This window comes from Gallibacterium faecale, assembly GCF_027920745.1.
Taxonomy (GTDB): domain Bacteria; phylum Pseudomonadota; class Gammaproteobacteria; order Enterobacterales; family Pasteurellaceae; genus Gallibacterium; species Gallibacterium faecale.
Map to the genome: position 1 here is coordinate 1 of NZ_JAQIBB010000096.1, position 11784 is coordinate 11784.

Below are 11784 nucleotides of genomic sequence, written 5' to 3' on the forward strand. Positions count from 1 at the left end.
AAAAAACCTCTGATAAACAACAATTTATCAGAGGTCAATAAGATAATAAAAGCTAAGAAAAAGATTACTTCAACACTTTCCAACAACGATAGCCATAAATACTAATTACAACAAAACAAATTAGTGGCAATACAAAAGAAGCATTAATTGCTGGTAATCCTGCAACTTCACCCATGTCAATGATATACCCTTGTAATGGCGGCATTAATGCACCACCAACAATCGCCATTACTAAGCCCGCAGCACCTAAAGTAGCTTCTTCTTTTAGTCCATTTAATGCAATTCCGTAAATTGTTGGGAACATAAGAGACATAAAACCTGAAGTTAAAATAAGACAATAGACTCCTAACACACCATCAATAAAAATTACCCCTAAAATTGTCGCAAAACCACCTAATGCAAATAGCATTAACATTAATTCTGCTTTCAAGTATTTCATTAATGCTGTACTGATAAAGCGGCTAACAATGAATAATCCCATTGCCATAATATTGAAGTTTTGTGCCTCTGCTTTAGTAAAACCTAAACGCTCTGCATATTGAATAATAAATGTCCAACACATAATTTGCGTTGCAACATAAAATAGCTGAGCAATCACCCCTTCACGATATTTCATATTTTTAGATAAACGACTTATCGCTTCTCCAAAACGAATTCTAGGCTGTTCTTCAGTACGTGTTTTAGGCATTTTATAAAGTGCAATAATAATGAAAATCGCCAAAACAACAAAACCTAAAATCACATAAGGATCTCGAATTACCGCAAGATCGTGGGTTCTAATCACCGTTTTTTCTGCCGCTGATAATGTTGGGAAAATTAAATTTCCTGCCGCATCACGTTTATCAGAATCTAGCTGAGTTAATACAAATTGTGATGCGACAAACATACCTAAAATAGAACCAAGTGGATTAAATGATTGCGCAAAGTTTAATCTTCTGGTTGCCGTTTCTGGATCTCCCATAGATAGAATATAAGGATTCGCAGTCGTTTCTAAGAAAGCAAGACCAAAAGTGAGGATATATAATGAAAACAGAAAGAATGAAAACATTTCATATTTTGCTGCTGGGTAAAATAGCAAAGCACCGACACAATAGAGAGCTAACCCTAGCAATACACCATATTTATAATTATAGCGACTAACAAATAATGCAGCAGGAATTGCCATTGTGCCATAACCACCATAAAAAGCAAATTGTACTAAAGCCGCTTGCGATGCTGGAATTTCCATTACTGTTTGAAACGCTGCTACCATTGGGTTAGTAATATCATTAGCAAATCCCCATAATGCAAATAAGGTTGTCAGCAGCATAAACGGTATTACATATTGTTTTTCTAATACTTTCGCTTTCATAAAGTTGTCTCCTTTTATGGAATAAATAATGATTATTCTTCGACTCTCAGACCATATGACTTAAACTTCTCTAATACAATTTTCATTTCATCTGAAGATAAGGTTGGAATTGGTAAGCCTGTTGCTAATAATTTGATATACCAACTTGCTAAAACTTCTACTTCATGAGCTAACCATAAAGCTTTATCTAAGTTTTTTTCTGCGGCAATTAAGCCGTGATGAGCTAACAGAATCGCTTTAGATTCTTGAATCCCTTGATACACATATTCAGCTAATTGGTGCGTACCAAATGTTGCATAAGGCACACATGGAATATGATCTGTACCGCCAACAGCAATCATATAATGAATCGCTGGAATAGATTTTTCGAGAATTGATACCGCAGCACAATTCACCGCATGGTTATGTACCACTGCATCAACATCATTGCGTGCTTTATATACTGCAAGATGGAAATGCCATTCACTTGATGGTAGTTTCTCTTGTTCATAATTCCCGTTTCCATCTACATAGACGATACTATCAACATTCATCTTTTCGTATGGCATTCCTGTTGGCGTAATCAACATACCGTCTTGATAACGCACACTCACATTACCCGCAGTACCTTGATTTAAACCTAAACGTGTCATTTCTAGACAAGTATCAATAATTTTTTGTGAAAGTTGTTCTCTATTCATAATTAGTCCTTACTTAGGGTAACCCCTTTTTTAATAATAATATTGCCGTATTTTGCTGTTTCACCCGTGATAACAACAGCAAATGCCTGTATTGCACGATCATAAAAAGCAAAACGATCAATACGTGTTAAATGTGGTACTACACTTGCACCTTCTTGGATAGCTGATAAATAACGATCTTCTACTTTAGGGTCGAGCTGATCTCCTTCTACTGCATTCATCATTACTAGCGGCGCATCAACATACTGATCAAACTCAATCAGTTGACTAATACCTGTTAATAATGTGGCTACATCTACGCCATCTGCTCTAATAACTCGATGATGTAATTGATGTCCTGGAAAATGAGCATCTGCTAATACAAGCTCATCACCATGTCCCATTTCAGCTAATACTTTTAATAATGTAGGTGAAATTGCTGGGTGAATTCCCTTTAACATACTGTCCTCCTTAAACTGAAATTTGTGGTATCACACTTTCCCGAAGCGATTTCATTTGTTGTTGTGCGGTCGCTAAGTCCGTATATACATTAATGCCTTTGAATACTGTCATTGCAGCACCCAAAGCGGTTGATTCAGCCACTTGTACAACCTCTATTGGTAAGCCAATCGCATTTGCTCGGATTTGATTCCACAATCCATTTTTTGCCCCACCACCAACACAAATTAAACTTTCAGCTTGGAAATGCCCTACTTGTTGTAGTAAGTTCAAATTCACCTTTAATTTGTCTGCGAGATATTTCAAGGTTGCAATATAGATTTCTCCTCGTTTGGTATGCATAGACAATCCTGTGAATTGCCCCAAACCTAGAGATTCATCACTAAACTCAAAATTACCCTGCAAACATACATGCGTAGAAGCACTCTCTACCGCTTGAGCTTCTGCAATCATCGTGGCGTAATAATTGTCCTTACCATAACAATCACTAAATAGGAGTTTGCCTACCCACTCTAAAATGCCAGAGCCTACCCACTGGATTGCTGGGTTAAAGATGCCAGTTTTTGCATCCCATTCCGTTGTTAATCCTTGATTTAAATATTCAGGTTGTACAATCGCCTGCTCAGTTCTAGCCATTAAAATTTCCCAAGTTCCAGAACTTAAAACAGGTTGATTTAGACCTGCCCCTGATCCCAAAATAGCGAACTGGGTATCATGTCCACAAGAAATTACAGGTATCCCTGCTGAAATTCCTATTTGGTTAGCCATAGCTGGCAAGAGTGTCCCTATCTGTTCTCCTGCACTTACTAAAGGAGGTAATTGTTCACGGCTTAACTGTAAAAAATCTAATACTGCTGAATCCCAATCTGCTGTTTGCAGATTAGTCATCATTGAGGTTCCAGCCATTGTTCTATCTGTGGTCATTACCCCTGTTAAGCGGTATGTCAGCATGGAGGAAATAAATAAGAAATGTTCTATTTTTTGATATAGCTCTGCTTCATATTGTTGTAACCAACGCAATTTATATAAAGTATTAAAACTATATTGACCAATACCATTACGTTGATATAGCGCATTAACGTCAATCTCTTCAGCTAAAGATTTCATTACTGGTAATGTACGAGGACATTTCCATGAAATAATGGGATAACATTGTGTGCCTTGAATAAAAGGTGCGCCATCTACCCCAAACGTAGTCACCCCAATCGCATCTACAGATAAATGTTGCTCAGATAATCTTTCGCTAACCTCTCTTGCACAACATAATAATTTCTGTGTAATCTGCTCAAAGTCCCAAATTTTATAATCAGAATGTTGTTTATCTGAATCTGTTTGGTTAGGCTGGTGAGATGAAGCAATGATCTTTCCTTGTTCATTCATTGCAATCGCTCGTACATTGGTTGCGCCACAATCTAAAATAAGTGCAATAGCCATAAAGCTCTCCTTTTAGAAAACTCCCTCCATAGAGGGAGTTTTCCTATCTTTATCACTTATATAAAGGTCCAAAATTTTGGCACGCTCTATAATCTTGACCTTCTTTATCCTGGCCAAAAGCACTCCATGCACTTGGACGGAAAATTGCTTCATCTTCAATATTGTGCATACATACTGGAATACGTAACATTGAAGCCAATGTAATTAAATCAGCACCAATATGACCATAACTTACCACACAGTGATTTGCACCCCAGTTTGCCATCACTGAATACACATCTTTGAATGCCCCTTTTCCAGTAAGACGAGGTACAAACCATGTACAAGGCCAAGTTTCATTTGTGCGTTTACTCAAGGTATCATGCACATCTGTTGGTAACTCTATTGACCATCCCTCAGCAAGCTGTAATACAGGCCCTAAACCTTTCACTAAATTAATACGACTCATCGTGAACGGAAGTCCCCCTTTAGTAAGGAATTGTGAGGACAAACCACCGCCACGGAAATATTCATGTACCGCAGCACACCAACGCGTATTTTCAACACAACGTTTTCCGTCTTCTTCTGTAACTTCCCAGACTGGCTTAATCAGATGTTCACCTTGTTGATTTTGATGTTGCCCTGTACCATCTAATGTTGCTGAACCCGAATTTAATAAATGGAGGAATCCTTGTTCAGGGCGGAAGCCTGTAACACGTTCTACGGAGTCTTGGCTCCAATAAGTACGTACATCCGCAAAGATTTGAGCTTGTCCAGTTAATTGATTTGCTAACAACATAGTAATGCCATTTAAGGAATCATTTTCTGTTGCCATAATGAAAGGAGGACGCACCCCATTCCAATCATAAGTAGAATTGAGGATCGCTTCCATAAAGTCTCCATTAGGTAAGTGATCTGTCCACTGTCTTTGTCCTTGGAAACCTGCTGCAATCGCATTATGCCCTAATGCTTCTTCACCAAAATTCAATTCTGCTAATTTTGGATTTCCAACCATTAAATCACGGGCAATAATGGTCATTTTGACGACATTTTCCCAAAGTTCTTCTTTTTCAGCTGCTGAACGTTGGAATTCAGGTTTATTTGTATCAATACCTTCCTTACAGTATTGTTTTACCCAAGATAATGCCAATTTAACTTCTTCTTCATCATAAATTTTTCTATCTAAACGGCGTTTAATTTCTGTCATATCAACATATTCATTACGCATACCGAGATAGTGTTGGAAAAATGGTTGATCGACAATAGATCCTGCAATTCCCATCGAAACAAAACCGATAGAAAGATAAGATTTACCTCTAATGCTCGCTACCACTAATCCTGCTCGAGCAAAACGTAATAATTTTTCTTTTACATCCTCAGGAATAGTAGTATCATCCGCTTCTTGGACTTCTGTACCATAGATAGAAAAAGCAGGTAATCCCATTTGAGTATGTCCTGCTAAGGCCGCAGCTAAATAAACAGCACCTGGACGTTCTGTCCCATTAAAGCCCCAAATCGCTTTCGGCATATGAGGATCCATATCAATTGTTTCAGATCCATAGCACCAACAAGGAGTTACAGTAATAACAACACCAACATTACTTAACTTAAATTTTTCTGCACAAGCTGCTGCTTCTGCTACCCCACCAATGCATGTATCCGCAATAACACATTCAACAAACTGACCATCTGCATGGCGGACTTGTGTTTGTAATAAATCCGCAACAGATTTCGCCATATTCATTGTTTGCTCTTCTAATGATTCTCTTACTCCCATGCGACGACCATCAATAGTTGGTCTAATACCAATCTTAATTTTTGTTGATTGCATAGATGTCTCCTTCAGTTTGCTTAATTGGAAAATCATATTTGTGTCTGACATAACACAAACGAACTGAAAAAATCATCTAATAACGCACGGGAAGTAAAAAGATATTTTTGAAACTTAATAAAGTTTTGTGAGATGAATCACAGAAAACAGTCAATTTTGACTAAATTTCTTAATTTTTTCTGCCCGAATAAATCAATAAATAATAAATTCGGTCAATTCAGGCATTATTAACCGAAAACAGTCACATTATTTTTCTGACAATATGCAGATAATTTTTCCGAGATACGCCCTTCAGTAAATAGCATATCCACTTGCGAGATTTCACCTAACTGAATTAAATTTTGTTTTCCAAATTTTGAGGGATCAACTAAAAGTAATTTCTGCCCTGAAACATCCATCATCTTTCGCTTAATCGCAACATTAAGCTCATTAGATTCCCAAATTGCCCCATTATCATCGACACCCACACAAGAAAAAATTCCAATATCAATATGTAAGCGAGCAAGTAAATATTCGGAAAGTGGGCCATAAAAAGCATCATATTTAGCAGAATAAACCCCACCAGTAGCAATAGTTTTTACATTCGGTTTATTCACCAAAGCGGTGATATTATGCATAGAGTTTGTAACCACAGAACAAGGAATATCTGGGATTAATTGTGCTACATACCAACTTGTTGAACTAGCATCTAACCCAATAACAGCCCCTTCATAAACATATTCAGCAACACGTTCTGCAATCGCTTTTTTTATATCTGCATTTGTTCTCTGACGAAGCTGAAAAGAGCTGCCTATATCATCTGTCTTTTTACTTAATGCCCCGCCATGAGTTCGATAAAGCAACTGCTGCTTTGATAAAAAAGATAAATCTCGTCTTATGGTTTCTACAGAAACTTTTAGTAGATGAGCCAATTCATTTACTTGAACTTGCCCTTGTTGATTTAATATATCCAAAATTAGACTGTGTCGATCTTTCATAAGATGCCTATTTTTACTTAATGATAAAAGCCCTGTTACAATAACAACAAGCTAATACTTTATCTACAATTAAACTCAATAAGTTTCTATAATATGCCATCAACATTATTTATTATCTGAATTTATCCTTATAAATCATTATGCTATTACTTATTGATAACCACGATTCATTCACTTTTAATTTAGTGGAGTTATTACGCAGAATTTTACCAACTGCTACATTCACTATCGTGCAGCACGATCAGATCCCATTTGAACAATTAGATCAGTTTTCACATATTTTGCTATCACCTGGACCAGATGTGCCATCGGCTTATCCACAACTGTTTGCAGTAATTGATCAATGTTATCAAGACAAAACGATTTTAGGGGTATGTTTAGGTCATCAAACACTCTGCCAATATTTTGGTGCCTCACTATACAACCTGCCCAATGTGCGGCATGGGCAAAATCATACTTTATGCCAAACAGCAAATTCACCTTTATGGCACAATATTCCACAACAAAGCCAAATTGGTTTATATCACTCTTGGGCGGTTGCTAAAGATTCGTTTCCCGAAATGATTGAAGTTACAGCAGAATGTGAAGAAAGGGTGATTATGGCAATGCAACATCGTCAGCTTCCTATTTATGGGGTACAATTTCATCCTGAATCTTTTATCACTGAATATGGCGAAACTTTATTGCGTAATTGGTTGGCAATTCGCCCTTAACCTATTTTAGAGGGAATTTATGCAAAAACTTCCACAACAACTTATTCAGAATCTAACTATTTTTATTAAGATTTTTTTATATCGCTTTAAGCAAAATAAACTCTCACAAGCGGCGGGCTTTCTCACTTACAGTACAATGTTGGCGATTGTGCCATTATTTATGGTGATTTTCGCTTTTTTTGCCGCATTTCCTGTTTTTAATGACTTAATTAAAGATTTTGAACAATTTATTTTTACCAATTTTGCCCCATCAGTCAGTAATACTGTTGAGCATTATATGCGGATGTTTATTGCCAACACGAAGAAGATGAGTGCAATCAGCATCGTTGGATTAATCATTGTCGCACTAATGTTGATTAAATCAATTGATACAACGTTAAATGACATTTGGGCAAATAGTAAGAAACGTTCTGCTCTTTACTCTTTCTCTATTTATTGGATGATTTTAACGCTTGGTCCAATTTTTATTGCAACCAGTATTGGAGTCAGCTCTTATATTTTTTCAAGCACTGTCTTTACCTATAAAACTGGCTTACCTTTTGGCTTAAAACTGTTAAGCTTCGTTCCTTTTTTATTATCTTGGTTAGCATTTACCTGTATTTATGCTGTTGTTCCTAACACCAAAGTTAATATTAAACACGCTGCTTGTGGTGCGTTGATTGCTGCAATATTTTTTACTTTAGGCAAGGCGTGCTTTACTTGGTATATGCAAGCATTTCCTTCTTATCAGTTAATCTATGGCGCTTTAGCAACACTGCCTATTATGATCCTATGGATTCATCTTAGTTGGACTTTTGTCTTACTTGGTGCACAACTTACTGCGGTATTAGATGATTTACAACGTATTCAGCGGGATGAATCTCAAGATCTGGATTTCAATTATTTTTATCAACAACTGATTACTAAAGCACAAACTGGAGAAAAAAGATGATCGCGCTGATTCAACGTGTTACACAAGCTAATGTTGTCGTTGACCAACAAATTATAGGTCAAATCGGTCAAGGAATTCTGGTTTTACTTGGTGTTGAACAAGATGATGATCAAAGCAAAGCTGATCGATTAATTGAAAAAGTATTAAATTATCGAATTTTTAGTGATGAAAACGGCAAGATGAATCTCAACGTACAACAAGTGCAAGGTGAATTATTAGTGGTTTCACAGTTTACCCTTGCCGCAGACACTAAAAAAGGGTTACGTCCAAGTTTTAGCCGTTCTGGACATCCGGAATTAGCTGAAAAACTGTATCACTACTTTGTCGAAAAATGCCGTCAAACTGTGCCTGTACAAACTGGGCAATTCGCAGCAGATATGCAAGTATCACTCACTAATGATGGACCTGTTACCTTTTGGTTACAGGTATAACAAAATAAATCTTCTGAATAAAAACAGCAATTAGAATTGATAAAAATTCCTATTTGTATTGTTATTTTTCAATCTAATTTGCTATTATTTTACCGTTTAAATTAATTCAGGAGATTAACTAATGTTGCATATTGTTCGTCACTTCATCACTTTTGCATTTCTAGTATGCTTATCCGTTTCTGCTTCAGCTATTACGGTAAAAGATGCTCAGGGAGAATTTACTATCAATCACGTACCAAAAAGAGTTGTCGCTCTTGAATACTCCTTTGTCGATGCTTTAGCCAATGTTGGTGTTAGTCCCGTTGGTGTTGCAGATGATAATGATAAAACCCGTATTTTACAAAGTGTTCGTGATAAAATTAATGACTGGAAATCGGTTGGTACACGCTCTCAACCAAGTTTAGAAGCTATTGCTGAATTAAAACCAGATTTAATTATCGCAGATCAAAATCGTCATAGTGCAGTTTATGATGAATTAAAGAAAATCGCTCCAACCTTACTCTTAAAATCACGCAAAGAAACCTACCAAGATAATCTAGTTTCTGCACAAATCATTGCTGATGTTGTTGGAAAATCACAAGAGATGAAAGCGAGAATTAAACAGCACAAGGAGAAAATGGCTGAAATTGCTAAATCATTACCAAAAGCACACGCCATAGTAGGCATATCTCGTGAAACACAATTCTTAATCACGACTAATAAATCTTACACTGGTAGTCTTTTAGAAGCGTTAGGATTTACCGTTGATAAGCCTCTAAATGCTAAAGATGATGCTAATAATCCAGCTGGATTAGAGCAACTAGCAACTTCCAACCCTGAATGGCTAATTATTGTTCACTATCGTGATGAAAGTATTGTGAAAAAATGGGTAAATGAACCTTTATGGAATGCACTAACCGCAGTACAAAAAAATCAAGTTATTAATACTAATGATGCTGCACTTTGGACACGTTCTCGTGGCTTAGATGCAGCAGAAAATATTGCTGAAATTCTACAAAAGGCAATGACTAAATAACTATGCGTTATTTAATCTATCGTTGGCTAAGCCCTATATTTCTATTATTACTCCTATTCTGGGCTAGCCTTTTTTTATTTTACCCTTTGAATGTTTCCGCTACTGATACAGTGCAAGCACTATTTGCCGATACAAATAATACAATTGCTAACATTACAATAACTAACCTACGCTTACCACGTAGTATTTGTGCAATATTAATTGGTGCTTCACTTAGCCTTGCTGGTGCATTATTACAAAGTATTACCCGCAATCCTCTTGCCTCCCCCTCACTATTAGGGATCAATTCTGGTGCATCTTTAGCTATGGTCATTGCAACAGCAATTAATCCTGCAATGATATCTACTTATAGTATCAGCTTTGTTGCAGCAGTTGGTGGTGGTTTAAGTTGGCTATTAGTTATGCTAATTAGTGCCGGTTGGAATGGTAACATTGAACGAAGCCGTATTGTTCTTGCAGGGATTGCTGTTTCTATGTTATGTGCTGCTCTCACCAAATTAACACTAATATTATCCGAAGATAACGCTTATGGTGTAATGAGTTGGCTAGCAGGAGGTATCGGACATATTCGCTGGGAAGCTGTATGGAATTTATTGCCATTTGTGCTCCCTGCAATTTTAATTAGTATGATCATAGCGAATAAATTAAATATCCTTAGTTTAAGTGATGAAACCGCAACATCACTTGGTATTAATCTCACTCAATTAAGAATTCTTATTAATTTATGTGCGCTATGCTTAATTGGTGCTTGTGTTAGTGTTGCAGGACCATTTGCTTTTATTGGATTACTTATTCCACACCTAGCTCGCTATTGGATTGGTTATGACCTACGTAAATCATTACCAATAACTATGTTATTTGGTGCTATTCTAATGTTAATCGCAGATATTATTGCTCGTGCTATCACCTTCCCCAATGAATTGCCCGCTGGCGCAATTTTAGCCCTGATTGGAGCGCCTTTCTTTGTATGGATCGCTAGAGGGAAGCAATAATGAAACTGTCTCCTTATTATCTTCTGCTATTACTCACTATTGTGTTCTTGCTGTTCATTATTAGCTTAATATTTGGCACCTATACACTTTCATTATCGAATATCTTTTCTGCATTAATGCATACAGGCGGTAAAGATCATTTCACTTTAATAGAATATCGTTTACCTCGTGCATTACTAGCAATTTTCTTAGGGGGTGCTTTAGCCTTATCTGGAACCTTAGTACAAGCAATTATAAGAAATCCTTTAGCTTCGCCTGAAATTCTAGGAATTAACAATGCAGCTGGGATGGCCGCCGTTATCGTTTTATCTTTCTTTCCCACCCTTTCAATCTACTGGTTACCACCAATTACATTTATTGCTGGCCTTATTGCTTTTATTATCCTTTGGTTTCTTTGTGGTTATCACTTCTCTACCTTAAAAATGGCATTAATTGGGATTGCACTTTCTGCACTATATGCAGCAATCACCCACTACATTATGCTGGCTAGACCACTTGAAATTAACTTAGCTATGCTCTGGCTAACAGGGAGTTTATGGGGAAGAAGTTGGGACTTTATTTATATTGCTCTGCCTTGGTTATTGATATTATTACCTGCAAGTTTACTACTTGGAAAGTACCTCAATATTCTTAGCCTTGGTGAAGAAAAAGCAAATAATCTTGGTGTTAATGTGCAGCATATTCAGCTGATTACTTTATTCATTGCTGTCGCTATTTCAGCAACAGCAGTGGCAGTGTGTGGACCAATTGCCTTTTTAGGATTAATTGCACCTCATATGGCACGAAAATTATTTGGGGGCTATCATCATATTTTAATTCCAGCTTCAATATTAATAGGTGCAATTTTATTACAACTTGCAGATATTATTGCTAGAACACTTGCCCCACCAATAGAACTCCCTGCAGGAATACTCACTGCAATTATTGGCGCACCTTATTTCTTTTTATTATTAATTAGGAAAAATAAATAATGCAACTTTCGACACATCAGCTTACTGTTGGTTATGGTAAA

General features: G+C 36.7%; 12 protein-coding genes. 6 read left to right on the forward strand and 6 right to left on the reverse strand.

Features of this window, described 5'->3' with window-relative positions; genetic code table 11:
• Positions 1 to 64: 64 nt before the first annotated feature.
• The 6 genes from fucP to PF272_RS10580 form a co-directional block, all read right to left on the reverse strand.
• Positions 65 to 1351 carry an L-fucose:H+ symporter permease gene (gene fucP / locus PF272_RS10555; protein WP_271142722.1) on the reverse strand — a complete coding sequence of 429 codons (1287 nt, stop codon included), beginning with the start codon at positions 1349 to 1351 and terminating at the stop codon, positions 65 to 67.
• A gap of 32 nt (positions 1352 to 1383) precedes the next feature.
• Positions 1384 to 2031, reverse strand: coding sequence for an L-fuculose-phosphate aldolase (fucA, locus tag PF272_RS10560; protein ID WP_271142723.1), 648 nt, complete (start codon positions 2029 to 2031; stop codon positions 1384 to 1386).
• Between the two features lie 2 nt (positions 2032 to 2033).
• Entirely contained in the window at positions 2034 to 2471 is a 438-nt protein-coding gene (gene fucU / locus PF272_RS10565; RefSeq protein ID WP_271142724.1) for an L-fucose mutarotase, read from the reverse strand.
• Positions 2472 to 2481: 10 nt separating this feature from the next.
• Positions 2482 to 3903 (reverse strand): L-fuculokinase, encoded by a 1422-nt coding sequence (fucK, locus tag PF272_RS10570; RefSeq protein WP_271142725.1) that lies wholly within the window; start codon positions 3901 to 3903, stop codon positions 2482 to 2484.
• A 52-nt stretch (positions 3904 to 3955) separates the two neighbouring features.
• Positions 3956 to 5713, reverse strand: coding sequence for an L-fucose isomerase (gene fucI, locus PF272_RS10575; RefSeq protein WP_413789454.1), 1758 nt, complete (start codon positions 5711 to 5713; stop codon positions 3956 to 3958).
• Positions 5714 to 5940: 227 nt separating this feature from the next.
• On the reverse strand, positions 5941 to 6690 hold the full coding sequence (locus tag PF272_RS10580) for a DeoR/GlpR family DNA-binding transcription regulator (protein ID WP_065237412.1): 750 nt from the start codon (positions 6688 to 6690) through the stop codon (positions 5941 to 5943).
• A gap of 137 nt (positions 6691 to 6827) precedes the next feature.
• On the opposite strand from PF272_RS10580, the gene PF272_RS10585 reads away from it, so the two are divergent.
• The 6 genes from PF272_RS10585 to fecD all read left to right on the forward strand — a co-directional run bounded on the left by PF272_RS10585 (position 6828) and on the right by fecD (position 11743).
• Complete coding sequence (locus PF272_RS10585) at positions 6828 to 7403, forward strand: anthranilate synthase component II (protein ID WP_271142732.1); 576 nt, start codon at positions 6828 to 6830, stop codon at positions 7401 to 7403.
• 19 nt (positions 7404 to 7422) lie between these two features.
• Entirely contained in the window at positions 7423 to 8334 is a 912-nt protein-coding gene (locus PF272_RS10590) for a virulence factor BrkB family protein (RefSeq protein ID WP_271142726.1), read from the forward strand.
• A complete protein-coding gene (dtd, locus tag PF272_RS10595) occupies positions 8331 to 8765 on the forward strand; it encodes a D-aminoacyl-tRNA deacylase (RefSeq protein WP_271142727.1) in 435 nt (144 codons plus the stop codon). The genes PF272_RS10590 and dtd overlap by 4 nt, the downstream gene beginning before the upstream one ends.
• Before the next feature lie 121 nt (positions 8766 to 8886).
• On the forward strand, positions 8887 to 9780 hold the full coding sequence (locus PF272_RS10600) for a Fe(3+) dicitrate ABC transporter substrate-binding protein (RefSeq protein ID WP_271142728.1): 894 nt from the start codon (positions 8887 to 8889) through the stop codon (positions 9778 to 9780).
• A 2-nt stretch (positions 9781 to 9782) separates the two neighbouring features.
• A complete protein-coding gene (gene fecC / locus PF272_RS10605; RefSeq protein ID WP_271142729.1) occupies positions 9783 to 10772 on the forward strand; it encodes an iron-dicitrate ABC transporter permease FecC in 990 nt (329 codons plus the stop codon).
• Positions 10772 to 11743 (forward strand): Fe(3+) dicitrate ABC transporter permease subunit FecD, encoded by a 972-nt coding sequence (gene fecD / locus PF272_RS10610; RefSeq protein ID WP_271142730.1) that lies wholly within the window; start codon positions 10772 to 10774, stop codon positions 11741 to 11743. Before fecC ends, fecD begins: the two co-directional genes overlap by 1 nt.
• The last annotated feature ends 41 nt before the right edge of the window (positions 11744 to 11784 follow it).